The sequence below is a fragment of the Microbacterium sp. PRC9 genome, from assembly GCF_031844125.1.
Lineage (GTDB): Bacteria > Actinomycetota > Actinomycetes > Actinomycetales > Microbacteriaceae > Microbacterium.
The window spans coordinates 437,223-463,711 of record NZ_JAUZUR010000001.1 but is presented as its reverse complement, the minus strand read 5'-3'; the positions used below and the strand labels follow the sequence as shown (position 1 = coordinate 463,711).

Sequence of the window (26,489 nt, the reverse complement as noted above, 5' to 3'; positions counted from 1 at the left end):
GTGCGCGTCGTCGCACCGTTGCGTGGTTCGTCGCGCCGTCAGAGTAGAGCGATTCGAAGCGTTTCCGCAAGCGTTCGATGTCATCGCTGTCTTGTCCTGTCCGATCGTCGAGGTTCGAAGAAACAAGCCCACTGAACTGGGATTATTTCGTAATCCCTTCGCCACGCGGCATCCCGATGTCTGAGCAATGTCCTACGTGGACATTTCCGGACGCCAGGTGCTAGCGTGAACCCCGCCGGCAAGGAGGCCCCGATGACCGTTCAGCAGCGCGCGACGCTCGAAGACGTCGCGCGACTCGCGGGAGTGAGCTCGAAGACGGTCTCGCGCGTCTTCACGCACCGCGACCTCGTCGCGCCGGAGACGGTGGAGCGCGTGCTCGGCGCCGCGAAGCGGCTGCGTTTCCGCCCCAACCCGCTGGCGCGCAATCTGCGCCGCGGCGGCCCGACGAACACGATCGGGTTCATCATGGGCGAGCTGAACAACCCGTTCTACTACAAGCTCGCCGCCGGCATCGAACGCGAGCTGTCGGCGCACGGCTTCTCGCTGGTCGTCGCGACCACCGACGACACCGCCGAGGGAGAGGAGCGCGTCGCCGACGCCCTCCTCGGTCAGCGCCTCGGCGCGCTGCTGCTCATTCCCGTCGCCGACGACCAGTCGTACCTCGAGGGCGAGCGCCATCTCGGCACGCCCGTGATCGCGATCGACCGGCCGGCACGCAACCTCGTCGCGGATTCGATCGTGCTCGAGAACCACCGCGGGGTGTTCGACGCCACGACGCGACTGCTCGAGCGCGGCCACCGGCGCATCGGCTACATCTGCAACCCGGCGTCCGTCTACACGCAGGCCGAGCGCCTGCGCGGCTATCGCGACGCCCTGGCGGCATACGGCATCCGCGACTCCTCGGCGTGGGAGCGCCTCGAAGACGACCTGTCGCGACCCGCCGACAGCCTCATCGCCGATCTGCTCCACCGCGACGACGCGCCCACCGCCATCATCACCGGCAACAACCGCGTCACGATCGGCGCACTGCGCGTGCTGCGCGACCTCCACGACGACGGCCGCACGGCCCTCGTCGGCTTCGACGACTTCGACACCGCCGACGTGCTCGGGGTGACCGTGATCAGTTACGACCCGCTGGCGCTCGGCAGGGCCGCTGCGACGCTCGCGATCGAGCGCATGCAGGATCCCGCCGGCTTCACCCGCCAGCTCGAGATGCCGACCTGGATCGTCGAGCGCGGCACCGGCGAACGCACCCCCGCAGAGAGGACCCCCGCATGACCCCCGGCTTCATCCGTCTCGAGAGCGAGGGCGTCGGCGTGCTCGTCGACGCCCGTGGTCCGGGTCTTCCGCACGTGCTGCACTGGGGTGCGCCCGTCGGCGGGATCACCGATGCCGATGCCGATGCCCTCGCGAAGGCGCTGAGCCGCCAGACCGCTCCGGGCACGCTCGACGCCGCGTGGCAGGTCTCGCTGTCCCCGCAGGAGGGCGACGGCTGGACGGGGCGCCCCGGGATGCAGCTGCGCCGCGACGGCGTCGTGCACCACGCGCGGTGGGACGTGACAGGCATCGAGGCCGACGACCGGTCGTTCACCGTCGAGGCGCGGGACGCGGCATCCGGCCTGCGTCTGGCGATCACGGTGGGCATCGAGGCCGGCGGCGTCGTGTGGGTGCAGCACGCGCTCGCGCACGAGGGAGCGACGGGTGCCGCGCCGGTCGACGTCGACTGGCTCGAGGCGACGCTGCCGGTGCCGTCGACGACCGACACGCTGCTGACCTTCGACGGCCGCTGGGCGCGCGAGAAGCGCCCGGTCGTGACGTCGATGCCCGCCGGGGCGACGGTGCGGCAGACGCGGCGCGGCCGCCCGGGGCACGACAACCCGGTCGCGACGATCGCGGGGATCGGCGCTCCGCGCTGGCAGACCGGCGCGCTGTGGGGTGTGCACCTCGCCTGGTCGAGCGACCTCACGACGCGGATAGACCGCGTCACCGACGCGGTGACGCTCATCGGCGCGGGGGAGCTGCTGCGTCCCGGCGAGATCCGGCTCGCGCCGGGCCAGGAGTACCGGGCGCCTCGCACGGCCTTCGTGCACACGGCCGAGGGCCTCGACGGTTTCGCGCACCGCGTGCATACCTGGCTGCGCGCGCGGCCGCAGCATCCGTCATCCGCCCGCCCCCTTGTGCTCAACACGTGGGAGGCCGTCTACTTCGACCACGAACCCACCCGGCTCGCCGCGCTCGCTGAACGCGCAGCCGCGGTCGGCGTCGAGCGGTTCGTGCTCGACGACGGGTGGTTCCAGGGGCGGCGCGACGACACCACGAGTCTCGGCGACTGGGTCGTCGACCGGGCGGTGTGGCCCGACGGTCTCGGTCCACTCGCGGCGCGCGTGCACGAGCTGGGCATGCAGTTCGGGCTGTGGTTCGAGCCCGAGATGATCAGCCTCGACTCCGACGTGGCGCGCGCCCACCCGGACTGGCTCCTGCACCACGCAGGGCACCTCGAGCACGATCCGGCGGTGTCGTGGCGCGGGCAGTACGTGATGGATCTCGCGAATCCGGCCGCCTACGCCCATGTGCTCGGACAGATCGACGCGCTCGTGGGCGAGCTCGGCATCGACTTCATCAAGTGGGACCACAACCGAGACCTCGTCGAGAGCATGCACGACGGGCGCCCCGGCGGGCACGCCCAGATGACGGCGGTCTACGAGCTCATCGCGCAGCTGAAGTCGCGGCATCCGTCGCTCGAGATCGAGTCCTGCTCGAGCGGGGGTGCACGAACCGACCTCGGGATCCTCGAAGTCACCGACAGGGTGTGGGCGAGCGACTCGAACGACCCGGTGGAACGCCAGGACATCCAGCGCTGGACCGGCCTGCTGCTGCCGCCCGAACTCGTCGGCGCGCACGTCGGACCGACGACGTCGCACTCGTCGGGGCGCACCACCGCACTGTCGTACCGCATGGCGACGAGCCTCATGGGCTCGGCCGGGTTCGAGTGGGACATCCTGTCGTGCGACGACGACGAGACCGCCGCCATCACGCGGTTCGCGGCGCTCTACAAGGAGCTGCGGCCGATCGTCCACGGCGGACGGATGCTGCACCCCGAGCTGCGCGATCCCGCCTGGCGTGCGACGGGCTTCGTCACGGACGACGCGGCGGTCGTCGTCGTGGCGACGGTGGCGAGCCTCGAGGATGCTCGCGCCGAGCGCCTCCGCGTTCCCGGGCTCGACCGAGACCGTCGCTACCGGGTGCGCGTGCGCCGCGAGATCGGCGCTGCCGAGTACGGCTGGATCGCTCCGGAGTGGTTCACCGCCGGCGAGATCGAGCTGCCGGGGTCGCTGCTCGCCGAGGTCGGCCTGCAGCTGCCGACGCTGTGGCCGCTGCAGGCGTTCGTGCTCCACCTCGAGGCCCTCTGACCAGGGCCGCGGTTCAGATCAGGTCGGTGAGGAAGCGGGCCTGTTTCGGGAACTGGAACGCCTGACCGCCCTCGTGGCCGTTGTGCGTGTAGACCTCGATCTGCTTCGCCGGGTGGGTGTGACGGTTGTACGCCGCGTACACGGTCGACGGCGGGCAGATGGTGTCCATGAGGGCGACGGAGTACAGGGCCGCAGCATCCGCTCTCTTCGCCATGTTCACGCCGTCGAAGTACGACAGCGTCTCGAACACGCGCTCGTCGCGACCGCGATGCACGGCGAGGTACCGCACGACCTCCTGGTAGGGGTCGTCGCCGGTGAGGCCGACGGCGCGCTCGAAGTGGCAGAGGAACGGCACGTCGGGCATGACAGCGACGAGGCCGTCCGACAATCCCGCCGCGGCGATGGCGATGCCGCCGCCCTGGCTCGCGCCGCACACGGCGATGCGGCCGGCGTCGATCTGCGGGAGCGTGCGGACGGCGTCGACGGCGCGCACCGCATCCGTGAAGACCCGGCGGTAGTAGTAGGTCTCGGGATCCTCGATGCCGCGGGTCATGAAACCCGATGACGAGGGACCGGTGCCGTGCGGGTCGAGGGTGTCGCCGCCCGAGCCCCACATCGAGCCCTGGCCGCGGGTGTCCATGAAGAGGTGGGCGTAGCCGGCGGCGGCCCAGCCGAGGCGTTCGCCGGCGAGTCCGCGGCCGCCGCCGTAGCCCTGGTACTCGACCACCGTCGGGAGGGGGTCTGCGGCACCGGCCGGGACGGTCAGCCACGCCTTGACCGGGTCGCCGCCGAAGCCGGGGAACGTCACGTCGAAGATATCGACCAGCGTGTACGGCGTCTCGAGGCGCACGACGTCGGGGGAGGCATCCCACTGCCGCGACTGCGCGAGCGTTTCGGCCCAGAAGGCGTCGAAGTCGGCGGGTTCGCGGACGTCGGGGGCGTAGTCCGCGAGCTCAGCGGGGGACAGATCGAATCTCGGCACGCGCTCACCCTAGCGCGTCGCGCGGAAGCGTTTCGACGGTCTGGACCGAGAAGGCGACGGGGTCTCGATGGGGGAGGGGTATTCGAGGCCCCGCCGCCGGTCTCTGTGCGCCCGGCGGGCGCTGTGTGGGGAAGTCTTCGGGTCGATCGTGCGGCTCTGCGTCAGAGACGGATCTCTGCGATCACTTCACCGTACTCGGTCTCGCCGACCGGTGTGAAGCCCACGCGCTCGAAGAATGCCTGCGGACCGCCTTCGCCGGCCTCGTAGATGACGTTCACGTGGTCCATCCCGCGGTTGCGCGCCTCTTCGAGAAGCCCCGCGACGGCGAAGCGGCCGACACCGCGGCCCTGGTCGTCGGCGTCGACGTTGATGCGCCACAGCACCGAGCGGAAGTGCTCCTGCGGGTCGTCGAGGTCGAAGTTGCCGCTGACGAACGCGACGACCTCTTCGCCGTCGACCACCACGCGCTGCCAGGTCGTCTGCGGGTTCACGACCGTCGCTGCGATGCCGTAGCTCACCGGCGAGAGGTATTCCTCCTGGCCAGGCTTGAGCGACATATTGTTGACCGCCACGATGGTCGCGGCGGACAGTTCGACGAGTCGCAGATCACCCATGGACGACAGGCTAGCCCTCATGACGGCATCCGGCATCGTCCGGACGTCGGATTAACACGGTGTTCATACGCCGAAGTATCTTGACGTCGAGATATCTCGGCCGCTTGCGATAGGCTGAACGCCGACCCGCAAGAAGGACGTGACTGGTGACCGACTCGACCATCATCTACACCTACACCGACGAGGCACCGGCCCTCGCGACCGCATCGTTCCTGCCGATCGTGCAGGCCGTGACCCGCCAGGCGGGAGTGGACGTCGAGACGCGCGACATCTCGCTCGCGGGCCGCATCCTCGCGGCGTTCCCGCAGAACCTGACGCCCGAGCAGCAGGTCGGCGACGCGCTCGCCGAGCTCGGCGGCCTCGCGACGCTCCCCGAGGCCAACATCATCAAGCTGCCGAACATCTCGGCCTCGATCCCGCAGCTGAAGGCCGCGATCGCCGAGCTGCAGTCGCAGGGCTACGACGTCCCGGACTACCCGGACGAGGCGCAGTCGCTCGAAGACAAGGACGTGCGCGCCCGCTACGACCGCATCAAGGGCTCGGCCGTGAACCCCGTCCTCCGCGAGGGCAACAGCGACCGCCGTGCGCCGCTGTCGGTGAAGAACTACGCGCGCAAGCACCCGCACCGCAACAAGGCCTTCGGCGAGGGCTCGAAGACCCGCGTCGCGACCCTCGGCCACGACGACTTCAAGTCGAACGAGAAGACCACGGTGATCCCCGCCGACGACGTGCTCTCGGTCCGCTTCGTCGCGGCCGACGGCACGACCACCGAGCTCAAGACGGGCATCAAGGTGCTTCCCGGCGAGATCGTCGACGGCACGTTCCTGTCGGCGGCCGCGCTCGACGCGTTCCTCGCCGAGACGCTCGAGACCGCCAAGGCGGAGGACGTCCTCTACTCGGTGCACCTCAAGGCCACGATGATGAAGGTCAGCGACCCGATCATCTTCGGCCACGTCGTGAAGGCGTACTACGCCGACGTCTTCGACCGTTTCGGCGACAAGATCGCCGAGGCCGGCCTCACCCCGAACGACGGCCTGGGCGCGATCCTCGCGGGCCTCAAGAACGTCGAGGGCGGCGACGAGATCGCGGCGGCGTTCGCCGCGGCCACGGACACCCCGCGCCTGTCGTACGTGAACTCCGACAAGGGGATCACGAACCTCCACGTGCCGTCCGACGTCATCGTGGATGCGTCGATGCCCGCCCTCGTCCGCAACGGCGGCAAGCTGTGGGGCGCCGACGGCGGCGAGGCCGACACGCTGGCCGTCATCCCCGACTCGTCGTACGCGGGCGTCTACCAGACCGTGATCGACGACGTCATCGCGCACGGCCCGCTCGACCCGGCCACCATCGGCACCGTCCCGAACGTGGGTCTCATGGCGCAGGCCGCCGAGGAGTACGGCAGCCACGACAAGACGTTCGAGCTCGCCGCGGCCGGAACCGTCCAGGTCGTGAACCAGGCCGGCGACGTGCTGCTCGCACACGAGGTCGCTCCGGGCGACATCTGGCGCGCGACGCAGACGAAGGACGTCGCGATCCGCGACTGGGTGAAGCTCGCGGTCACGCGCGCCCGCGCCACCGGTTCCCCCGCCGTATTCTGGCTCGACGAGAACCGCTCGCACGACGCGGCGCTCATCGCCAAGGTCAGGACGTACCTCGCCGACCACGACACCGACGGTCTCACGATCGAGATCCTCGCGCCCGCCGCGGCGACCCAGTACTCGCTGGACCGTCTGCGCAAGGGTGAAGACACCATCTCGGTCACCGGCAACGTGCTGCGCGACTACCTCACCGACCTGTTCCCGATCCTCGAGGTCGGCACCAGCGCCAAGATGCTGTCGATCGTCCCGCTCCTCGCGGGCGGCGGCCTGTTCGAGACCGGCGCGGGCGGCTCGGCCCCCAAGCACGTGCAGCAGCTCCTCGCCGAGGACTACCTGCGCTGGGACTCGCTCGGCGAGTTCTTCGCGCTCGCCGCGTCGCTCGAGCACCTCGCCGACTTCACCGGCAACGCCAAGGCGCGTGTCCTCGCCGACACGCTGGACGCGGCGACCGGCACCTTCCTCGAGAACGACAAGTCGCCCGGCCGCGCGCTCGGCACGATCGACAACCGCGGAAGCCACTTCTACCTCGCCCTCTACTGGACGCAGGAGCTCGCGAAGCAGCAGGCCGACGCCGACCTCGCGGCGGCCTTCGCCCCGGTGGCCGAGGCGCTCGCCGCGAAGGAGCAGAAGATCGTCGACGAGCTCCTCGCGGTGCAGGGCTCGGCCGTCGAGATCGGCGGCTACTACCGCCCCGACGCCGAGCTGGTCACCGGTGTCATGCGCCCGTCGCAGACCTTCAACGAGGTCATCGACGCCCTGCTCGATCAGCGGAGCTGATCGAGCAGGAAGCCCGGTCGTCGAGCGTCCGACGCCTCAGCGGCGGACCTGTCGAAACGTGAGCGCCTGACGTACGACGGGAGGGCGGATGCTGCCGCATCCGCCCTCTCTCGTCTCCGGGGCTGTTGATCCCGAGGTCGCGCAGTGCTGCCGCTGGAGCACGCCGACCCGCGCGGCGGCGGGTCAGCGTGGAGGCGTGACCGCGGTCAGGCGTGGACCCAGACCTCGGTGCCGCGCGCAGTCCAGTCGTAGACGAACTTGGCATCGTCGTTCCACATGTTCACGCAGCCGTGGCTCTGCGGAAAGCCCAGACGGCTTCGGAAGTTCGACGCGCCGTGGAACGCGATGTCCGGTGCGAACCAGGTGATCCACGGCACGTCCTTCGTGCAGTAGCTGTTCACCGCGGCCGGGTTGTAGCACAGCGCGCCCATGTCCTGGACGCGCGTGAAGGCGTTCACGGTGAAGTGGCCGGTGGGCGTCGGCGTGCCGGAGAGCCCCGACGAGATCGTGTACGAGGCGACCACGTTGCCGTTCTCGAAGAGGGTCGCGGTCTGGCTCGACAGGTCGACCTCGACGGTGCGGGCCAACGTCGACACGACGGGCGCGACCTCGGTCACGGGCGTCTCGAACACCGCGTTGCCGGCGGCCAGCTGCGTGGCGAAGTCGGAGGCGAAGTTCGTGGTGTCGCCGACCTCGCGCCCCGAGATCCCGGGCGCCTCCTCGCGGAGGACCTTGCCGGCCGAGTTGGTGATGACGGCGCCGTTCTCGGCCGGCCGATTGACCGCCGCCGGAAGAGCGTCCACCGCGGCCTGGATCGCGGCCGTGTCGGCGGTGATGTCGTACGCGGCGTTCTCGGGGTCGGGTGCGACGGTCAGCCAGGCTGCCAGCGTCGCGCGGTCGATCGGCACCGTACGCTCTTCACCCACATAGAAGCCGGCCGTGTCGAGCATGCCGTTCAGCTGCGCGACGGTCGCGTCGGCGGTCTCGGTAGAGATGTCGGCGGGAACCTCGGACGGGACCGGGTCGAGCTGCACGCGCGTCTCGCCGGCCTCGAAGGCCGCCTGGATGGCGCCCTGGACGGCGGCCACGTCGATCCCCGCACCGGCGACGGCCGGCGTGGAGACATAGGACGCGGTGGCCGCGTCGAACGCCAGCGTCGCGTCGGTCGGGTCGGTGTAGAGCTGCGGCGCGACCTCGCGGAGGGCTGCAGTGGCGGACGCCGGGTCGAGCTCGATCTCGGCATCGGTCGCGGCGAACCACGCGGTGGGGTTCCACATCGGGTGCTGCGCGAACGCGGCGTCGGCGAGGGCCTTCGCGTCTACCGCGGCGCCCAGTTCGGCGCCGGTGACCTCGGCGTCCTCGCCCGCGCCGGTGAGCACGACCGTGGTCTCGGCCAGACGCTGTTCGATCGCGTCGGCTGCCGCGCCAGGCGTCAGCCACCCGACCGGCACACCGGCGACCGTGGTGCCGGGAGCGATGAGCACCAGCGACGAGACGACGAGACCGACCACGGCGACACCCGCGGCTGCACCGACCCAGATCGCGGTGCGCTTCTTCTTCGGCTGGGGCTCGGCCGGCGCCCACGCGAAGGTGGGGGAGCCGTCGGCCGGAGCGGTCCCGGTGGCCGTGGCGACGGCGGTCGCGGGCTCGGCGGAGAGGTCCGCGGCGGGTGCGAGCGCGGTCGTCGCGACGGCGACCGTCTCGGCATCGCCATCGGCATCGCCATCGGCATCGGCATCGGTGTCGGTGTCGGCGATGACGGATGACTCGGGCTCGGCCTCGTCGATGGGCTCGGCGGCCTCGTCGACGGGCTCCGCGGCCTCGTCGATGGGCTCTGCAGCCTCGCCGATGGGCTCTGCCTCGTCCGTGGAAGCGCCGCCCTCAGCGGCTGCGGGCTCAGAGGCCTCGTCGACCTCGGCTTCGGGCGACTCTTCTGCGTCGTCGACAGCCTCGGCTTCAGCTTCGGGTGTCTCGTCCGCCTCGCCAGCGGGGGAGTCCTCCGCGTCCGCGGGCACGACGGAGTCGGCCGTCTCGGCATCCGCCGGGGCCTCAGCATCCGTCCCGTTCACGGCATTCGATTCCGTGGTCTCCGCCGATTCGGACTGCTCGTCCTCGACGGCCTGCTGGGCCTGGACGGCGTCATCCCCGGACGCCTTCCCGGCCTGCGACTCGGTCGCCAGATTAGTCACGCCACACCCCCGACTGTGATCAACGCTTCCCCCCATGGTAGGCGACGCGCCTGGGTGTCGAGGTCACGGGCTGGTCACGCACGAACCGCCGGTCACGGCAGGAAACCCGCGCGCACCTCGGTAACGATCAGAACGTGGCGGATCACGGTTTTGTAAAGCATCCGCCCAAATTGGGTCGGAGACTTGCGAAATGTTAGTTCGTAAGGTCTACTAACAAACATGCCCAACACGGAAGCGCGACGCGGCCCTTCCATTATCGACGCGCCGCAGAGCCCCACCACGAATGCCCGCGCATTCGCCCCCGGACGCACGCTCCGCCAGGGTGCGAAGGTCCTTCCCGAGCACGCGCGCGGCCACAACCGCTCGCTCGTGCTCCAGACCCTGTTCCACCAGGGCGCGATGAGCCGCGCCGACCTGTCGCGTGAGACGGGGCTCACCCGGGTCACGATCTCCGACCTCGTGGCCGAGCTCATCGCCGACGGGTTCGTCGCCGAGATGGGGGTGCGCGAGGCCTCGGGTCCTGGCAAGCCCGCGATCCTCGTCGACCTCGACCACGCCGGTCACCGCATCATCGGGCTCGACCTGTCGGGCAGCGACACCTTCATCGGCGCCGTCCTGACCCTCGACGGCGGCATCGTCGCGCGTCGCGAGGTCGCGGTCCCCGCGGCCGATGCTCTCGTCGACACGGTCGTCGAACTCGCCCGCGCGCTCGTCGCCGAGTCGCACGCGCCGGTGCTGGGCGTGGGCGTCGGCACCCCCGGTGTCGTCGACGATCGGGGAGTCATCCTCACGGCACCCAACTTCGGCTGGGCCGGTTTCGACCTGGAGGGCGCGCTGCGCAACGCCCTCGGGGTTCCGGTCCTGGTCGCCAACGACGCCAACGCAGCCGTGCTCGCCGAGTACACGTTCGGCGGCGCTCCCGACGACGTGCTGCTCGTCAAGGTCGGGCGAGGCGTCGGCTCCGGGCTGCTGCTGGCGGGCCAGCCCATGCGCGGCAGCCGCTTCGCCGCGGGCGAGATCGGCCACGTCACCGTCGGCACCGACGGCGGCCCGCAATGCGCATGCGGCAAGGTCGGATGCCTCGAAGCCTGGCTCTCGGTGCCGTCGCTGACCTCGCGACTGAACGCTGCGGCCGATCCCGCCGCCCACGAGGGCATCCTCCGCGACGCGGGGGAGCGGCTCGGCATCGCCCTGGCCCCGGTGGTCGGCGCGCTCGATGTGTCGGAGATCGTCCTCTCCGGCCCCCCTGAACTCCTCGGCGGCTCCCTTGCGGAGCAGACCGTCGAGACACTCCGCGCGCGCACGCTTGCGCCGTCCGTCGACGAAGGCGTGCGGGTGCGGATGACGGAGCAAGGCCAGGACATCGTCCTGCGCGGCGCGGCCGTCATGGTCCTGTCCGGACAACTCGGGGTGTCCTGACACAGCGCGATTCCCCGGGGGATCCCCCCGGATCCCGAAACAACACGGAGCGCTCCCCGCGGAGCATCCGATCCACGGAAGGGCCACCCGGCCCAGCCGAAACACCAAGAGAACACCGAAAACGAAGGAAGACACCATGAAGAAGACGCTTGGAGCTGTGGCGCTCATCGGCGCCTCGGCACTGGTGCTCGCCGGCTGCGCCGGCGGCAGCGACAACGGCGGCTCGTCGGCCGACGAGGGCGCCGAGATCCGTGTGTGGCTGGTCGGCACCGACACGCCGCAGGACGCTCGCGACTACCTGAAGAAGACCTTCGAGGACGAGAACCCCGGGTCGACGCTGGTCATCGAGGAGCAGCAGTGGACCGGCCTCGTCGACAAGCTCACCACGAGCCTGTCGTCGAACGACAGCCCCGACATCGTCGAGATGGGCAACACGCAGGCTCCGGCGTTCACCTCGAGCGGGGCCCTCCTGAGCCTCGCCGACATCGAGGGCGACCTCGGCGGCGACGACCTCCTCCCCGGCTTCGTCGAGGCGGGCAGCTGGGACGGCACCCTGTACGCCGCGCCGTACTACTCGGGCGCCCGCGTCGTCTTCTACAACACGGCGATGTACGAGCAGGCGGGCGTCGCGGTGCCCACCACGCTCGACGAGTACGTGTCGAACGGTGTCACCCTCGCGGGCGCGCTGCCGGGCGTCTCGGGCGTCTACTTGCCGGGCAAGGACTGGTACAACGCGCTGCCCTTCATCTGGGAGAACGGCGGCGAGATCGCCGTGCAGGACGGCGACGAGTGGGACGCGCAGCTGTCGAGCGACGAGTCGCTCGCCGGTCTCGCGCAGGTCCAGGAGCTCATGACGAAGGCCTCGCTCGCACCGAAGGACGGCGACGAGACCGAGGGCTGGGTGCCCTTCCGCACCGAGCAGTCGGCCACGTACTCGGCTCCGAGCTGGGCCTACTGGTCGATCGTCGCCGACGAGGACAAGCAGCCGACCGCCGTCGCCGACATCACCGGCTACTACGCCCTCCCGGGCATGGAGGGCGGCGCGGCTCAGGTGTTCGCGGGCGGCTCGAACGTCGGCATCGCCGCGAAGTCGAAGAACCCCGACCTCGCCAAGAGCGCGCTCGAGATCATGCTGAGCGACGAGTACCAGACGATCCTCGCCGAGAACGGCCTCGTTCCGGCGCTCGTCTCGCTCGGTGACAAGGTCGCCGCGGCCACGCCGGAGCTCGCGACCGTCATCGCCGAGGCCGCTGCCAACGCCAAGCTGACGCCGGCTTCGCCGAACTGGGCCGACGTCGAGGCGCAGGGCATCATGCAGGACCTGTTCGTCAACATCGCGAACGGCGGCGACATCAAGGAGCTCGCCACCGCTGCCGACGAGCAGATCGAATCGATCCTGAACGGCTGACATCACTGAACGGGGTGCCTCGTGCCGCGAGGCACCCCGTTCCATGCCCGCAGAGGGCTCGACACAATCTCTTGAGAGGAGGTTCGCCATGACCACCGTCCCCGCACAGGCCCCCGCGCCCCCGGCCCCGCCGTCCGCGTCACGGCAGGACCCCGAACGTCCGAAGCGGCGCCGCTTCCCCTGGGCACCCCTCGCGCTCCTGACGCCGGCGCTGATCATGCTCGCGGTCTTCATCGGCTGGCCGCTGGTGCAGCTCGTGATCATGTCGTTCCAGAAGTTCGGCCGCGCGCAGATCTTCGGCGCCCCGCCCGAGTTCATCGGGATCGACAACTACGTCGCCGTGCTGACCGACCCCGAGTTCTGGGCCGTGCTCGGCCGCAGCGTGGCGCTCTGCGTCGTGAGCGTCGTCGCCACGATGCTCCTCGGCGTGGCCATCGCCGTCATGATGACCAAGCTCGGCGCCGTCATGCGCACCGCGGTCTCGGTGTCGCTCCTGCTCGCGTGGGCCATGCCCGCGCTGACCGCCACCATCGTGTGGGGCTGGATCTTCGACACGCAGTACGGCCTGGTCAACTACGTCCTCACGCAGATCACCGGCCAGAACTGGGTCGGTCACAGCTGGCTCATCGACCCCACGAGCTTCTATGCCGTGGCGGCGATCATCATCACGTGGGGTGCGATCCCGTTCGTCGCCTTCAGCACCTACGCCGCGCTGTCCCAGGTGCCCGACGAGGTGCTCGAGGCGGCTTCGCTGGACGGGGCGGGAGGCTTCGCGCGGTTCCGCCTCATCGTCTTCCCCTACCTGCGCTCGATCCTCCTCGTGCTGCTGGTCCTCCAGATCATCTGGGATCTGCGCGTCTTCGCGCAGATCTATGCGCTGCAGTCGATCGGCGGCGTCCGCGCCGAGACGAACACGATCGGCGTCTACATCTACAGCGTGTCCATGGCGTCGGGCGACCTCGGCGCCGGCGGCGCCATCTCCGTGGTCCTCGTCGTGATCCTCCTCGCGATCTCCGGGTACTGGATCCGTACGATGCTGAAGGAAGAGTCATGACCGCCCGTCCTCGCCGCGTCGTCTCGCGTGTGTTCCTGAACGTCGCGGCCCTCGTCGTGATCGTCTCGTCGCTGTTCCCCGTCTACTGGATGGTGAACACCTCGCTGCTTCCGGCGTCGGCCGTGCGCTCGACGACCCCGCACTGGTGGCCCGACGAGTTCACGCTCAGCAACTACCAGGAGGCCCTCACCGACGACAGCCTGCTCAACGCGCTGTTCAACTCGGTCGCGGTGACGGGGCTCACTCTCGTCGTCACCCTCGTCTTCGCGTTCCTGGGCGCGGTCGCCGTCTCGCGGTTCCGCTTCCGCTCCCGCACCTCGTTCATCGTCGCGATCCTCGTGATCCAGATGATCCCCGCAGAAGCGATGATCGTCTCCGTGTTCCGCATGCTCGACGGCTGGTACCTGCTCAACACGATCATCGGTCTGAGCTTCGTCTACATCGCCACGGTGCTGCCGTTCACGATCTGGACGCTGCGAGGCTTCGTCAACGGCGTGCCTGCCGATCTCGAGGAAGCAGCGATGATCGACGGATGCAGCCGCGCGGGCGCCTTCTGGCGCATCACGTTCCCGCTGCTGGCTCCCGGCCTCATCGCGACCGGCGTGTTCGCCTTCATCCAGGCCTGGAACGAGTTCGTCTTCGCCCTCGTCATCATGACGCGGCCTGAGTCGCTCACGCTGCCCATCTGGCTGCGCGCCTTCGTGCAGGCGACGAAGGCGACGGACTGGGCCCTGGTCATGGCCGCGTCGACGATCATGGCGGTTCCGGTGATCGTGTTCTTCCTCTTCGTGCAGCACCGCATGACGAGCGGTCTGGTGGCAGGGGCGGTCAAGGGCTGATGCGCGCGAACGACAACGCCGCCTCCCACGGGGAGGTCGGCCGATGAGGGTCGGGCTGGACGTCGGCGGGACCAAGACCGACGCCGTCGCGGTGGACGCCGACGGCGCGATCGCGGGTCGCCTCCGCATCCCCACGGGATGGGGACCGGATGCTGTGGCCCAGACAGTCCTCGACGCCGTGCGCGCGCTCGGCTCCGAGGCCGGCGTCGACCTCTCGGCCGTGCGGTCGGTCGGGGTCGGCATCCCGGGCCAGATCGAGCCGGGCACCGGCCGCGTGGTGCACGCGGTGAACCTCGGCGTCGACGAGCTCGACCTCGCCGCGGCCGTCGGGCCCCAGCTGGGAGTGCCGGTGCAGGTCGAGAACGACGTCAAGGCCGCCGCTCTCGGAGCGCATGCGCTCCACACGCGGGGTGGCGCACCGGCGCCCGGTTCGATGGCGTACCTCAACCTCGGCACCGGCATCGCCGCGGGAATCGTCTCGGACGGCATCCTCTGGCGGGGCGCCCGCGGCACTGCGGGCGAGGTCGGTCACATCTCGGTCGATCCGAACGGACCACCGTGCCGCTGCGGTCAGCGCGGCTGCATCGAGGCCTTCGCGGGCGGCGGTGCGATCGCGGAGCGCTGGGCCCAGCGCTCCGCGCTGCCGGTGCGCGACGTCTTCGACGCGGCCGATGCGGGCGACCCGTCGGCGCGGCAGCTGCGCGCCGGGCTCGCCCGCGGCGTGGCCGCCGCGATCCGGGTACTGGTGCTGACGGCCGACGTCGATATCGTGGTCCTCGGAGGAGGTGTGACGGCGTTGGGAGACCGACTGATGACGGATGTCGCAGCCGAGCTCGCAGCCAGCGCCGAGGCATCCCCGTTCATGCGCTCGCTGCACCTCGCCGACCGGGTCGAGCTGCTGCCGCCGGGTTCGCCGGCCGCTGCGCTCGGCGCCGCGCTGGTGGGTGCGGAGGGCGATGCCGCACACGACACCCAGGAGGCCCTGACCCATGGCTGAGATCGTCATCGTCCGCGACAAGGCGGCGGCAGGAGCACTCGTCGCCGACCACATCGCGCAGCTCATCCGCTCGAACCCCGAGACGGTCCTGGGTCTTGCGACCGGGTCCACGCCGCTGCCCGTGTACGAGGCGCTGCGTTCGCGGCTGGAGGGCGTCGACCTGTCGCGCGTGCGCGGCTTCGCGCTCGACGAGTACGTGGGCATCGACCCCGCGCACCCCGAGAGCTATCGCTCGGTGATCACGCGCGAGGTCGTCGAGCCGCTGGGCCTCAACCCCGGGCTCATCCGCACGCCCGACGGCACGCCGGAGGGCATCGAGCACCACGGTGAGGAGTACGACGAGGCCATCCGCGACGCGGGAGGCATCGACCTGCAGATCCTCGGCATCGGCACCGACGGCCACATCGGCTTCAACGAGCCCGGCTCGTCGTTCTCGTCGATCACCCGTGTGAAGACGCTCACCGAGCAGACGCGTCGCGACAACGCCCGCTTCTTCGACTCGATCGACGACGTCCCCATGCACTGCATCACGCAGGGGCTCGGCACCATCCTGCGTGCGCGGCACCTGGTGCTGCTGGCGTTCGGCGAGGGCAAGGCGGCCGCGGTCGCCGGCGCCGTCGAGGGCCCGCTGTCGGCGTCCCTGCCGGGCTCGGCGATCCAGCTCCACCCGCACGCGACGATCGTCGTCGACGAGGCCGCCGCATCGCAGCTGACCCGCTCCGACTACTACCGCTACGCCTACGACAACAAGCCCGACTGGCAGGGCATCTGAGGCTCCCGCGTCGGCTCAGCGCGCGAAGACCTTGCCGGGGTTGAGGATGCCCTGGGGGTCGAAGACACGGGTGATCTGACGCTGCAGCTCCCACTGGTCTTCTCCGAGCTCGTCGGCGAGCCAGCGGCGCTTGAGCACTCCCACGCCGTGTTCGCCGGTGAGCGTGCCGCCGAGGCGCAGGGCCGCGCGGAAGAGGTCGTCGGCGGCCGCCCAGATGTGATCCGGCGCCTCGACGACGCCGAACTCGTCGGGCTCGGCATCGAAGATGAAGTTGGGATGCAGATTGCCGTCGCCGGCGTGGGCGACCGTCGGGATCACGACGCCGTGCTCGCGCTCGACGCGGGCGATCTCGTCGAACATGGCGGGCAGGGCGCTGCGGGGCACAGACACGTCCTCGATGAGGGCTGTGCCGAGCGACTCCATGGCGGGGTGCATCGACCGGCGGATCGCCAGCAGTCGCTCTCCCTCTTCGCGGTCGTGCGAGACCACGGCCGTGCCTCCGGCGTCACGGAGCACGTCGGCGATGGCGTCGGCTTCGGCGATCGCGGCTGGACCGTCGGTCTGGATGGTGAGCTGCGCCGCTCCCGGTGTCGGTGCCTCGAGTGCCAGGAGAGCATGCACGGCGGCGAGGGACGCGGCATCCATCAGCTCCATGATCGCCGGCTGCGCACCGGAGGCGGTGACGGCGGAGGATGCCTCGGCCGCCGCCCGTACGTCGGGGAACGTGGCGGCGATCGTGCAGACCTCGCCGGGCACCAGCCGTCGCAGCTTCAGGGTCGCGCCGACGACGACGCCGAGTGTCCCCTCGGACCCGATGACCAGCGACGTCAGGTCGAGGCCCGTGACGCCTTTGACGGTGCGGTGGCCGAGGTGGAGCAGTCGACCGTCCGCGAGGACGAGGTCGACGCCGAGCACCGCGTCGCGCACGACTCCGTACTTCGCGCAGAGGAGTCCGCCCGCTCCGGTCGCGATGTTGCCGCCGACCGTCGAGATCGCCCGGCTCGCGGGATCGGGCGCCCACCACAGGCCGTACGGGGCGAGCGCGGCATTGAGGTCGGCGTTGAGGATGCCCGGCTCGACGACCGCGAGGAGGTCGTCGGGGCGCACCTCGAGGATGCGGTCCATGCCGCGCACCGACAGCGAGATCTCCCCGTCTCCGGCATTGGCACCGCCGGCGAGGCCGGTGCCGGCCCCGCGGGCGACAACGGGCGTGCCGGTGCTTCCGGCGATGCGGAGCGTCTGCTGCACATCGTCGACGCTTCGGGCGTGCACGACGGCGAGGGGGAGGCCGGATGCCGCGTGCCCGGACTTGTCGGCGCGTGCGGCGGCGAGCGAGGCCAGGGAGGTGTCGACGCGATCGCCGAGTGCCGCGCGCAGCTGGTCGAGCGCGTCGGCGCCCGAGATCACGGCAGGTGCCGCCGGCCGGCGATGAGGCCGGCGGTCACGGCGACCACGCCGAACGCGAGGCCGATCCATGCGTTGCCCATCGACCACCAGGCGGCGGTCGCGGACACGTAGACGAGGAGCTCGACGATTGCGCGGACGAAGGGGTGCACCGCGAACACGGCGCGCGGCGACACGAAGAAGGCCCAGAGGAGGATCGCGATCGCGGGTGCCCCGACGCCGGCGACGATGTTCCACGGGAACGGCCACATCGTGAAGCCCCACAGTGCGAGGGTGCCGAACGCGAAGATCTCGCACACGAACGCGATGATGTCGACCGCCGAGAGGGGTGTGCGCGTTCCTGGTGCCGGTTCGGCAGGGCGCGCGGGAGTGACGTTCGGCGTGTCGGACATGGCTTCCAGTCTACGGCGGTGGGTCAGTTGCCGCCGTCGGCAGGCACCGTCTCGAGGGGCAGGGTGTCAGCCGCCTCAGGAGCGTCCGCGGGCGCCTCTGCGGCGGTCGCGGACGCCGTGCGGTCGACGACGCCGCGGCCGAGGCCGTTCGGAATGCTCACGCTGCGCTTGGCCGCTCCGGCGCCGGTGGTGCCGCCGTTGCCGTTCCCGGTGCCGTTGGTGGGAGCGCCGTTCCCGGTCGAACCGCCGTTTCCGGTGGTGCCGCCGTTGCCGTTGCCCGTGCCGTTCGTCGGCGTGCCGTTGCCCGAGTTGCCGGTGTTCCCGATGCCGTTCCCGTTGTTGCCCGACTCGCCGTTGCTATTGCTGTTGCCGTTGCCGTTCGCGTTCCCGTTGTTGCCGGTGTTCGCGGTGCCGTTGTTGCCCTGCGCGTTGCCGTTGCTGCCCGGGGCGCCGCCGTTGCTGCCCGGGGCGCCGCCGTTGCTGCTCGAGGCACTGCCGTTGTCGCCTTGCGCGTTGCCGTTCTCGCCCTGCGCGTTGCCGTTGCCGGTCTGGCCCGTGGCCTTGCCGCCGCCCGAAGACGTGGCGCCGCCGCCCTGTGCCTCGTCGTTCCCGGTAGCGGCGTCGCTCACCACGGGCACGTCTGCCGGCCCGGGGCCCGGATCGGCCGGAAGCTCGAGCGCGGTGTCGCCGGTCTCCTCCGGCAGGATCGCCGGGGCGTTCACGTTCTCGGCCGAGACCTCGTTCGTCGGCGTGGGCGTCGGCGCCGGTTCGGGGCCGGCGGTCGCCGGCAGCATCACGGCCGCGGCGACCACGCCGCTGACGACGACGAGGCCGGCGGCGGCGAGTCCGGACGCCGCACCGATGCCCGCGACCGCCGACGTGCCGAAGACCGCTGCCGACGAAGCGACGGCGGTCGCCGCCCCTGCTGCGCCGACCGCCCCCGCCGATCCCACGCCGGCCGACGTCGCCGCCGCACCGGCACCCGCACTCGCGGTCGCACCCGCACCGACGACTCCGCCCGGCGCGATGGTCACCGTGCTGTGCACGACGCTCGACGGCATCGAAGCCAGCGTCACGAGCGAAGCGCCGCCGCCCTGAACCGTCGCGAGGTAGCCCGCCGTGCCCACGGCGCCCAGCGCGATGGGCAGCAGCACGAGCGCCAGCCGGCTCGAGACCTCCTTGGCTTCGCTCGCGACGATCGAGCAGCGCACGCAGCGGCCGAGATGCTGCTCGAGCTTCGCGTGGTCGCGGCGGCCGAGGTTGAGACGGGAGTAAGCGCCGAGGCGCTCGATGGTCCACTGACAGTCCGAGCCGTCGGCCACCGACCGCAGGTGCGCCTGGATCCAGGCCTCGCGCAGTCCTTCCCGCGCACGGAACGTCAGCTGGGCGACCGCCGTCGGCTTCATGCCCAGGAGAGGCGCGATCTCGGCGGGCTTCATGCGCTCGATCTCGGAGTACCAGAGCACCTCCTGCCACCGCGTCGGCAGGCTGCGGAAGGCCCGATGTGTGAGGCCCCGGTCGAGCGCGGCCTCGCTCTCGTGCTCGGCGCCCGAGGGGTCCTCGACGCCGTCGAGCTCCTCGTACGCGGTCTCGCGGCGCGCGCGCCCCCACGCCGCAGCGGTGTTGCGGATGCTGGTGAACAGGTACGCGCGGAACGATCCGGTCGGCCCACCGCCCTGGACGATCGAGTGGTAGATGCGGGTGTACGCCTCCTGCACGAGGTCATCGGCATCGAGGCTCGAGGTCATGTTGCGCGCGACGGTGACGCCTGCGCGGTAGTGGCGTCGCCAGAGCTCCGCGAACGCGTCGGTGTCGCCCGATCTCGTCCGCAGGACGAGATCGGCGTCGGCGTCAGCGACGACCTCCGTCTCGTGCTCCTGCACTTCCTCGTGGTCCATGGGTCCCCCAGTTCCGCGGCGCACATCGACGACGTCGATCCCGGGTGCAGGCCGCGGCTCGTTCCATTGTCGTCGCCGCCTCCGGATTTGACCAGGGCTGCGACTCGAGGGCGCAGCATCCGTTCGAGCGATTTTCCAGAACTCGCGTAATAGATCGGGGGTCTCGCCGTCTCTTTGGTCAGAGTGGCAGGCCGCCTTGTGTGGGGCACGACGGCGGCCGCCCCCGCGGGAATCCCGCGGACAAGGCGGGGCTCGGAGGGATCTCGGGGGAGGGACCTTCGGCCCCGCCTTTCACGTGCGCGCGAGCGCGCGCTCAGGCGGCGTGCCCGCCGACCCAGACGCGACGCACCGTGAGGGCGTCGTCGAGCAGCACGGCATCCGCGGGCGCGCCGATGTCGAGCGTGCCGAGGTCGCCGCGGTGGATCGCGTGCGCGGGCTGCCGGCTCAGGGCGTGGGAGGCGACCTCGAGGGGCACGCCGGCGCCCACCACGTGGCGCAGCGCGGCGTCCTGCGTGAGCGTCGAGCCGGCGATCGCGCCGCCGGTTTCGAGCCTCGCGACGCCGTCGGTGACGCGCACCGCGAGGCCGCCCAGCTCGTACCGGCCGTCCTGCGAGCCCGCCGCGGCCATCGCGTCGGTGATGAGTGCGATGCGGTCGCCGGCCACGGCGAACAGCGTCGCGATGAGCTCGAGGTCGACGTGCACGCCGTCGGCGATGATCTCGAGCGTGACGCGCTCGTCGCGCAGGCCCGCGACGACCGGGCCGGGGGCGCGGTGATGGATTCCGGGCATCGCATTGAACGCGTGGGTGAGCAGCGTCGCGCCGGCGTCGAAGGCTCGCCGCGTCGTGTCGGCGTCGGCGTTCGTGTGGCCCACCGCGACCGCGACGCCGGCGTCGACGAAGCGCCGGATCGCATCGAAGGCGCCTGGGCGTTCGGGGGCGAGTGTGACCTGGCGGATCGTGCCGCGTCCCGCCTCGAGCAGGCGGTCGACGGATGCCGCGTCCGGCGCCCGCAGGAGCGATTCGGTGTGCGCGCCCTTGTGGCCGGGGTCGAGGAACGGGCCCTCGAGGTGCGAGCCGAGGACGGTGGGATCGGCGTCGCAGAGGTCGGCGACCATCGCCACGCGCGCGGCGAGGTCGTCGATCGGCGCGGTGATGAGCGAGAGCACCGCGCGCGTCGTGCCGTGGGCGCGGTGCACGGCACGCGCGGTCGCCACGGCCTCCGGGCCGTCGTCGAAGCTCGCGCCGGCGCCGCCGTGCCCATGGATGTCGATGAAGCCGGGGACGAGGCATCCGTCGCCGCCGTCCACGACCTGGTCGGCGGCCGGGAGATCGCCGCCGACGCCGGCCGACGCGACGCGGCCGCCCTCGAACAGCGCCCACCCGTCGGTGCGGTCGCTGTCGACGGACACGGAGCCCAGCAGGCGGACGGAGTGGACGAGGGTGCTCATGCGGTGCTCCGGATCACTCGGCGGTGGTCACTCGGTGACCCACGGGATCTCTTCGGACGGGTGGAAGCCGATGCCCATGCTGGTCCACAGCGGGCCGAGGGCGCCGACCCGCTCGCGGAACGACGCCCAGGTGCGCAGGTCGCTCGCTCCGGTCGCGGGCGACCAGGCCGCCTCCGCGGCGGCGGCCGCGCGGGGGAACACCATCGTGTCGATGTCGGCGGACGTGCCGATCGTCTCGGTCCACAGCGGCGCCTCGACGCCCAGGATGCCGGAGTCGTCGACGCCGGGGACGACGTCCGACGGCTCCCACGAGTACGCGCGCTCGACGCTCGTCGGGCCGTTCGCCCACGTGAGGCCCAGCTCGGGTCCGGTCGGGTACTTCATGTCGAGGTAGATCGCGTCCGCGGGGGACAGGATGAGCTGCGCGCCGTTGTCGACGAACGCGGTCGCCTTCTCGGCGGCGCCTTCCTGCGGCGTGAGGAAGCCCCAGTACTGGCCGACCGTGGTGTCGGCGATGCCGGCCGCGGCACCGGCCTCGTGCCACGCCACGGGCGTCTTGCCGAGGTCGGCGATGATCTCGCTCGCGCGCGCCACGAACTCGGCGAAGTCCTCGTCGGTCGTCGAGAGCGACTCGTCGCCGCCGAAGTGCAGGTACGGCCCCGGCGTCATCGCCGCGAGCTCGCCGAACACGTCGGCCACGAAGTCGTACGTCGCCTCGTCGTGGATCTTCAGCGACGAGAACCCGACGGCCATGCCGTCGTACGGTGCGCCGGCACGCGGCTCGTCGCCGCCGTAGTCGCGGATGATCTCGCGCATGTGGTCGCTGACGCTCGGGTCTTCGGCGAGTTCGGGATAGGCGAGTCCGACCGCATGGGTGTGGCCGGGCATGTCGATCTCGGGGACCACGATCATGTGACGCGATGCCGCGTACTCGACGATCCCGCGGTAGTCGTCCTTCGTGTAGAAGCCGCCCGGGTCGCCGCCGACAGAGGTGCCCGACGCCTTCTCGGTCAGCTCGGGCCGCGAGTCGAGCTGGATGCGCCAGCCCTGGTCGTCGGTGAGGTGCAGGTGGAGCGCGTTGAACTTGAGCGACGCCGCGTGGTCGATGTACGCCTTGACCGTCTCGACGGGATGGAAGTGCCGGGCGACATCGAGCATGACACCGCGATAGGCGAAGCGCGGGGCGTCCTCGATGGTGACGGCGGGCACGGTCCATTCGTCGCCGTCGCGGGCGATGAGCTGACCCAGCGTCTGCACGCCGTAGAAGAGTCCGGCCGCGTCGGCGCCGATGACGGAGACGGATGCCTCGTCCACCGCGATCCGGTAGGACTCGGCCGCGTTTCCGGCCCCTGAGCCCGTCGAAGAGTCGATCCGCAGCTCGATGCCTGCGCCGTCGCCGCTCGCGAGGGTCAGTCCGGTGCGGGCCTCGACGATCGCGGACAGGGCGGCCGCAGCATCCGCTTCTGCGTTCACCGCCGTGGCGGAGGTCAGCCGGAATGGCGCGCCGGTGCCGGCCTCGATCGAGACGGGGGCGGGGACGACGGCGGGAAGCGACACGGTGTCTCCATTCTGTGCGACCGGGGTGCAGCCGGCCAGCAGGGCAGCGGCGAGGACGGCTGCCGCGGCGGCCCGTCCTCGTCGACGATTCATGTAAAGAGTCCTAACAAAAGGGATTCGACTCAGCCTAGCGCGTCGTGTTCCGTTATGCTCGGTGTGTCGCGACTGGCGTTGAGGTGGGACACCACCGGGGAGCGACCGACTACGGCATTCGACCGCACGCCTGGGCCGATGTGAATCCCGGCACCCCGTGCCGCGCACCCCGAAAGCCGCAGTCAAGGAGATCGCATGACCGATCAGTTCTTCAACGCCCCTCTCGCCGAGGTCGACCCCGAGATCGCCCAGGTGCTCGATCGCGAGCTCGACCGCCAGCGCGGTTACCTCGAGATGATCGCCTCCGAGAACTTCGTGCCCGTCTCGGTGCTGCAGTCGCAGGGTTCGGTGCTGACCAACAAGTACGCCGAGGGCTACCCGGGCCGCCGCTACTACGGCGGCTGCGAAGAGGTCGACGTCGCCGAAGAGCTCGCGATCCACCGCGCGAAGTCGCTGTTCGGCGCCGGGTTCGCGAACGTGCAGCCGCACTCGGGCGCCACGGCCAACGCCGCCGTTCTCCACGCGATCGCCCGTCCCGGCGACACGCTGCTCGGTCTCTCGCTCGATCAGGGCGGGCACCTCACGCACGGCATGAAGATCAACTTCTCGGGCCGGCTGTACAACATCGTCGCGTACGGCGTCGACCCCGAGACCTCGACCATCGACATGGACGAGGTGCGCCGCCTCGCTGTCGAGCACAAGCCCAAGGTCATCATCGCCGGCTGGTCGGCCTACCCGCGTCAGCTCGACTTCGCCGCCTTCCGCGCGATCGCCGACGAGGTCGGGGCGACGCTGTGGGTCGACATGGCGCACTTCGCCGGTCTCGTCGCGGCGGGTCTGCACCCCAACCCGGTCCCGCATGCGCACGTCGTGTCGTCGACCGTGCACAAGACGATCGGCGGCCCCCGCTCGGGCTTCATCCTCACCAACGACGCCGACATCGCGAAGAAGATCAACACGGCGGTCTTCCCGGGCCAGCAGGGCGGCCCGCTCATGCACGTGATCGCGGCGAAGGCGACGGCGTTCAAGCTCGCGGCCACCCCCGAGTTCAAGGAGCGCCAGGAGCGCGTGCTGCGGGGCGCCCACATCATCGCCGAGCGCCTGTCGCAGCAGGACGTCAAGGATGCCGGCATCGCGGTCCGCTCGGGCGGCACCGACGTGCACCTCGTGCTCGTCGATCTCCGGAACGCTCAGATCGACGGCAAGCAGGCGGAGGACCTCCTGCACGAGATCCACATCACGGTGAACCGCAACGCGGTCCCCAACGACCCCCGCCCGCCGATGGTCACGTCGGGTCTGCGCATCGGCACGCCGGCGCTCGCGACCCGCGGCTTCGGCGACGCCGAGTTCACCGAGGTCGCCGACGTCATCGCCCTCGCGCTGCAGCCCGGCGCCGACCTCGAGGAGCTGCGCCTGCGCGTCTCGGCACTGACGGCCGCCTTCCCGCTGTACCCCGACTTCCGCCACTGAGTGGAAGGGCCGCGGCACCGCTGCGGCACCGTCTGCTACCACTGTCGACACGGATTCCGCGGCCCGACGCCGGGTCGCGGCATCCGTCCCGCCCGCCCCGGCGTGAGGGCGCACGACCCACGAGGAGACCCAGGATGACCGCACAGAAGCTCGACGGGCGCGCGGCCGCGGCCCAGATCAAGGACGAGCTGCGCGAGCGCGTGGCGGCACTCAGGGACCGCGGCGTCACGCCCGGCATCGCGACGGTGCTCGTCGGCGCCGACCCGGCCTCGCAGCTCTACGTCGGGATGAAGCACCGCGAGTCCGAGGCGATCGGCATGAACTCGATCCAGCGCGAGCTGCCCGCTGACGCCACCCAGGCCGAGGTCGAGGCGCTCATCGACGAGCTCAACGCCGACCCGGAATGCCACGGCTACATCGTGCAGCTGCCGCTGCCGAAGCACCTCGACACCGACGCGATCCTCGAGCGCATCGACGCCGCGAAGGACGCCGACGGCCTGCACCCGACCAACCTCGGACGCCTGGTGCTCAACGTCAACTCCCCGATCACCACGCCGCTGCCGTGCACGCCGCGCGGCGTCATCGAGCTGCTGCTGCGCAACGACTACGACCTCAAGGGCAAGGACGTGGTCGTCGTCGGCCGCGGCGTGACCATCGGCCGCTCGATCGGTCTGCTGCTCACACGCCGCGAGATCAACGCCACCGTGACCCTGACGCACACCGGCACGGCCGACCTGTCGCACCACCTGCGCCAGGCCGACGTGATCGTGGCCGCTGCGGGCGTGAAGCACATCGTCCGCGCTGAGGACGTCAAGCCCGGCGCCGCCGTGCTCGACGTCGGCGTCACGCGCGAGGACGACCCCGAGACCGGGAAGTCCCGCGTCTACGGCGACGTCGCCCCGGACGTCGCCGAGGTCGCCGGCTACCTCTCGCCCAACCCCGGAGGGGTCGGTCCGATGACCGTGGCGCTGCTCATGACGAACGTCGTCGAGGCGGCGGAGCGCTCGCTCGCCTGACGTCAGGCCGCGATGAGCTCGGATCGTTCGCGCGGACGCACGGACTCGGCATCCGTCGCTCCGAACGACGCCATCCCGCGGACCCAGCGCTCGCGGTCGGCCTCGGTGCTGTGCCGCACCTGCGCCAGCCGCGTGACGCCGCGGACCTTGATGCCGCAGTACTCCAGCGTGGCGCTGCGGAGCGACCGGATCGGGGCATTGCGGTAGACCCACGCGTTCCAGAACGCGGGGGAGTCCATCGTCATCACGATGCGCGCGCTGCGCCCGGTGAGCAGCTTGTCCCACAGCCGCCCGGTCGGACGATAGCGGTAGGCGAATCCGCGCACGAACACGCGGTCGATCCACGTCTTGAGCGCCCCCGGAAGCGACCCCCACCACTGCGGGAAGAAGAACACCAGGTGGTCGGCCCAGTCGACGTCGGCGACGTAGGCGGCGACTTCGGGGGTGAGCGGCACGTCGGCATCGGTGCGCGGCAGGCGCACGTCGTCGCGGACGGACGGATGCTGGGGCACCGTGTCGTTCGCGAGATCCACGACGCGCACTTCGGCGCCGCCGGCGCGGGCGGTGTCGGCGTACGACTGGGCGAGGGAGTGGTTGAGACTGCCGGCGAAGGGCGTGCCGACGATCACGAGGATCCGGGGAGCGTTCATGCGAGCCTCTCCTGAGGGTGGTGGACGGCACCCGGGCCGGGCGCCGGCTGTTGCTGGATGAAAGCGGTGAGGGCGACGAGCTGGGCGTTCATGCGCGACGCGTCGATGGGGTCGCCGGCGAGCGAGGGGTGGGTCAGCATTGCGGCGAACTCGCGCTCGAGCACCTCGCCGGCGTCGCGCACGAGGGCGGTGCCCTTGTCGGTGAGCGAGAGCAGGATGCTGCGGCCCGCGCCGGGCTGGGATGCGGCGGTGATCCACCCGTCCTCGACGAGCGCGGGCACGCGCTTGCTCACGGCAGCCTTGGTGACGCCGAGGCAGCGGGCGAGCGTCGTCATGTCGACGGGCTCGTGATCGTAGAGCACCGCCAGGAACTGGAAGTGATTGAACGTCACGCTCCACCCCGCCTGCAGGGCGGCGTCGGCGAACGCGTCGAGCTCGGCGATGAGCTCGTGGAGGGAGAAGGTCAGGCGCTCGGACACATCTGAAGTAAACCAGTTGAC

General features: G+C 70.8%; 21 protein-coding genes and 1 riboswitch. Of the genes, 11 read left to right on the top strand and 10 right to left on the bottom strand.

From position 1 onward, the window contains the following. Positions 1-252: 252 nt before the first annotated feature. Positions 253-1,278: a LacI family DNA-binding transcriptional regulator gene (locus tag Q9R33_RS01995; protein ID WP_056370789.1), complete on the top strand. Its 1,026-nt coding sequence runs from the start codon at positions 253-255 to the stop codon at positions 1,276-1,278. After that, positions 1,275-3,410: an alpha-galactosidase gene (locus Q9R33_RS01990; RefSeq protein WP_311292687.1), complete on the top strand. Its 2,136-nt coding sequence runs from the start codon at positions 1,275-1,277 to the stop codon at positions 3,408-3,410. The genes Q9R33_RS01995 and Q9R33_RS01990 overlap by 4 nt, the downstream gene beginning before the upstream one ends. Before the next feature lie 13 nt (positions 3,411-3,423). Here the strand turns inward: Q9R33_RS01990 and Q9R33_RS01985 are convergent, their stop codons facing one another. Continuing rightward, the gene (locus Q9R33_RS01985; protein ID WP_310247581.1) at positions 3,424-4,392 is read right to left on the bottom strand and encodes an acetylxylan esterase; all 969 of its coding nucleotides are present in this window, start codon (positions 4,390-4,392) and stop codon (positions 3,424-3,426) included. A 161-nt stretch (positions 4,393-4,553) separates the two neighbouring features. Next, complete coding sequence (locus Q9R33_RS01980; RefSeq protein ID WP_056370784.1) at positions 4,554-5,006, bottom strand: GNAT family N-acetyltransferase; 453 nt, start codon at positions 5,004-5,006, stop codon at positions 4,554-4,556. Positions 5,007-5,152: 146 nt separating this feature from the next. Between Q9R33_RS01980 and Q9R33_RS01975 the strand changes: the two genes are divergently transcribed. Then, complete coding sequence (locus Q9R33_RS01975; RefSeq protein ID WP_311292686.1) at positions 5,153-7,381, top strand: NADP-dependent isocitrate dehydrogenase; 2,229 nt, start codon at positions 5,153-5,155, stop codon at positions 7,379-7,381. A 206-nt stretch (positions 7,382-7,587) separates the two neighbouring features. Here the strand turns inward: Q9R33_RS01975 and Q9R33_RS01970 are convergent, their stop codons facing one another. Next, positions 7,588-9,570, bottom strand: coding sequence for a L,D-transpeptidase family protein (locus Q9R33_RS01970; RefSeq protein ID WP_311292685.1), 1,983 nt, complete (start codon positions 9,568-9,570; stop codon positions 7,588-7,590). Between the two features lie 219 nt (positions 9,571-9,789). Here Q9R33_RS01970 and Q9R33_RS01965 point away from each other — a divergent pair, with 219 nt between their 5' ends. From Q9R33_RS01965 to Q9R33_RS01940, 6 genes are all read left to right on the top strand, one after another. Next, on the top strand, positions 9,790-10,989 hold the full coding sequence (locus Q9R33_RS01965) for an ROK family transcriptional regulator (protein ID WP_082497112.1): 1,200 nt from the start codon (positions 9,790-9,792) through the stop codon (positions 10,987-10,989). 136 nt (positions 10,990-11,125) lie between these two features. Continuing rightward, positions 11,126-12,397 carry an extracellular solute-binding protein gene (locus Q9R33_RS01960; RefSeq protein WP_311292684.1) on the top strand — a complete coding sequence of 424 codons (1,272 nt, stop codon included), beginning with the start codon at positions 11,126-11,128 and terminating at the stop codon, positions 12,395-12,397. Between the two features lie 88 nt (positions 12,398-12,485). Further along, positions 12,486-13,451 carry a carbohydrate ABC transporter permease gene (locus tag Q9R33_RS01955; RefSeq protein WP_056370776.1) on the top strand — a complete coding sequence of 322 codons (966 nt, stop codon included), beginning with the start codon at positions 12,486-12,488 and terminating at the stop codon, positions 13,449-13,451. Next, entirely contained in the window at positions 13,448-14,290 is an 843-nt protein-coding gene (locus Q9R33_RS01950; RefSeq protein WP_056370774.1) for a carbohydrate ABC transporter permease, read from the top strand. Before Q9R33_RS01955 ends, Q9R33_RS01950 begins: the two co-directional genes overlap by 4 nt. Positions 14,291-14,333: 43 nt before the next feature. Beyond that, positions 14,334-15,287, top strand: a complete 954-nt coding sequence (locus Q9R33_RS01945) for an ROK family protein (protein WP_056370772.1) — start codon at positions 14,334-14,336, stop codon at positions 15,285-15,287. Next, on the top strand, positions 15,280-16,059 hold the full coding sequence (locus Q9R33_RS01940) for a glucosamine-6-phosphate deaminase (protein WP_056370770.1): 780 nt from the start codon (positions 15,280-15,282) through the stop codon (positions 16,057-16,059). Before Q9R33_RS01945 ends, Q9R33_RS01940 begins: the two co-directional genes overlap by 8 nt. 15 nt (positions 16,060-16,074) lie before the next feature. Here the strand turns inward: Q9R33_RS01940 and Q9R33_RS01935 are convergent, their stop codons facing one another. The 5 genes from Q9R33_RS01935 to Q9R33_RS01915 all read right to left on the bottom strand — a co-directional run bounded on the left by Q9R33_RS01935 (position 16,075) and on the right by Q9R33_RS01915 (position 22,760). Beyond that, on the bottom strand, positions 16,075-17,466 hold the full coding sequence (locus Q9R33_RS01935) for an FAD-linked oxidase C-terminal domain-containing protein (protein WP_310247595.1): 1,392 nt from the start codon (positions 17,464-17,466) through the stop codon (positions 16,075-16,077). Next, positions 17,463-17,855, bottom strand: coding sequence for a YrdB family protein (locus tag Q9R33_RS01930; protein ID WP_310247598.1), 393 nt, complete (start codon positions 17,853-17,855; stop codon positions 17,463-17,465). Before Q9R33_RS01930 ends, Q9R33_RS01935 begins: the two co-directional genes overlap by 4 nt. 23 nt (positions 17,856-17,878) lie before the next feature. Then, the gene (locus Q9R33_RS01925) at positions 17,879-19,753 is read right to left on the bottom strand and encodes a sigma-70 family RNA polymerase sigma factor (protein WP_311292683.1); all 1,875 of its coding nucleotides are present in this window, start codon (positions 19,751-19,753) and stop codon (positions 17,879-17,881) included. Positions 19,754-20,066: 313 nt separating this feature from the next. Then, the gene (gene nagA / locus Q9R33_RS01920) at positions 20,067-21,203 is read right to left on the bottom strand and encodes an N-acetylglucosamine-6-phosphate deacetylase (protein WP_310247606.1); all 1,137 of its coding nucleotides are present in this window, start codon (positions 21,201-21,203) and stop codon (positions 20,067-20,069) included. 27 nt (positions 21,204-21,230) lie between these two features. Further along, positions 21,231-22,760 carry a family 20 glycosylhydrolase gene (locus Q9R33_RS01915; protein ID WP_396654063.1) on the bottom strand — a complete coding sequence of 510 codons (1,530 nt, stop codon included), beginning with the start codon at positions 22,758-22,760 and terminating at the stop codon, positions 21,231-21,233. 151 nt (positions 22,761-22,911) lie between these two features. Then, positions 22,912-22,996, top strand: a riboswitch (ZMP/ZTP riboswitch). A gap of 52 nt (positions 22,997-23,048) precedes the next feature. Between Q9R33_RS01915 and glyA the strand changes: the two genes are divergently transcribed. Beyond that, a complete protein-coding gene (gene glyA / locus Q9R33_RS01910) occupies positions 23,049-24,323 on the top strand; it encodes a serine hydroxymethyltransferase (RefSeq protein WP_310247613.1) in 1,275 nt (424 codons plus the stop codon). A 134-nt stretch (positions 24,324-24,457) separates the two neighbouring features. Then, complete coding sequence (locus Q9R33_RS01905; protein WP_311292681.1) at positions 24,458-25,339, top strand: bifunctional methylenetetrahydrofolate dehydrogenase/methenyltetrahydrofolate cyclohydrolase; 882 nt, start codon at positions 24,458-24,460, stop codon at positions 25,337-25,339. A 2-nt stretch (positions 25,340-25,341) separates the two neighbouring features. Here Q9R33_RS01905 and Q9R33_RS01900 read toward each other — a convergent pair whose 3' ends face one another. Both Q9R33_RS01900 and Q9R33_RS01895 read right to left on the bottom strand, forming a co-directional pair. Next, complete coding sequence (locus tag Q9R33_RS01900; protein WP_311292680.1) at positions 25,342-25,989, bottom strand: NAD(P)H-dependent oxidoreductase; 648 nt, start codon at positions 25,987-25,989, stop codon at positions 25,342-25,344. After that, positions 25,986-26,468 carry a MarR family transcriptional regulator gene (locus Q9R33_RS01895; RefSeq protein WP_311292679.1) on the bottom strand — a complete coding sequence of 161 codons (483 nt, stop codon included), beginning with the start codon at positions 26,466-26,468 and terminating at the stop codon, positions 25,986-25,988. The genes Q9R33_RS01900 and Q9R33_RS01895 overlap by 4 nt, the downstream gene beginning before the upstream one ends. Between the last annotated feature and the right edge of the window lie 21 nt (positions 26,469-26,489).

Excerpts from the sequence above, each read along its gene's own strand:
- Q9R33_RS01995 (WP_056370789.1), top strand. The coding sequence starts at position 253 with ATGACCGTTCAGCAGCGCGCGACGCTCGAAGACGTCGCGCGACTCGCG.
- Q9R33_RS01990 (WP_311292687.1), top strand. The coding sequence starts at position 1,275 with ATGACCCCCGGCTTCATCCGTCTCGAGAGCGAGGGCGTCGGCGTGCTC.
- Q9R33_RS01980 (WP_056370784.1), bottom strand. The coding sequence starts at position 5,006 with ATGGGTGATCTGCGACTCGTCGAACTGTCCGCCGCGACCATCGTGGCG.
- Q9R33_RS01965 (WP_082497112.1), top strand. The coding sequence starts at position 9,790 with ATGCCCAACACGGAAGCGCGACGCGGCCCTTCCATTATCGACGCGCCG.
- Q9R33_RS01960 (WP_311292684.1), top strand. The coding sequence starts at position 11,126 with ATGAAGAAGACGCTTGGAGCTGTGGCGCTCATCGGCGCCTCGGCACTG.
- Q9R33_RS01955 (WP_056370776.1), top strand. The coding sequence starts at position 12,486 with ATGACCACCGTCCCCGCACAGGCCCCCGCGCCCCCGGCCCCGCCGTCC.
- Q9R33_RS01950 (WP_056370774.1), top strand. The coding sequence starts at position 13,448 with ATGACCGCCCGTCCTCGCCGCGTCGTCTCGCGTGTGTTCCTGAACGTC.
- Q9R33_RS01945 (WP_056370772.1), top strand. The coding sequence starts at position 14,334 with ATGAGGGTCGGGCTGGACGTCGGCGGGACCAAGACCGACGCCGTCGCG.
- Q9R33_RS01940 (WP_056370770.1), top strand. The coding sequence starts at position 15,280 with ATGGCTGAGATCGTCATCGTCCGCGACAAGGCGGCGGCAGGAGCACTC.
- Q9R33_RS01930 (WP_310247598.1), bottom strand. The coding sequence starts at position 17,855 with ATGTCCGACACGCCGAACGTCACTCCCGCGCGCCCTGCCGAACCGGCA.
- Q9R33_RS01925 (WP_311292683.1), bottom strand. The coding sequence starts at position 19,753 with ATGGACCACGAGGAAGTGCAGGAGCACGAGACGGAGGTCGTCGCTGAC.
- nagA (WP_310247606.1), bottom strand. The coding sequence starts at position 21,203 with ATGAGCACCCTCGTCCACTCCGTCCGCCTGCTGGGCTCCGTGTCCGTC.
- glyA (WP_310247613.1), top strand. The coding sequence starts at position 23,049 with ATGACCGATCAGTTCTTCAACGCCCCTCTCGCCGAGGTCGACCCCGAG.
- Q9R33_RS01905 (WP_311292681.1), top strand. The coding sequence starts at position 24,458 with ATGACCGCACAGAAGCTCGACGGGCGCGCGGCCGCGGCCCAGATCAAG.
- Q9R33_RS01900 (WP_311292680.1), bottom strand. The coding sequence starts at position 25,989 with ATGAACGCTCCCCGGATCCTCGTGATCGTCGGCACGCCCTTCGCCGGC.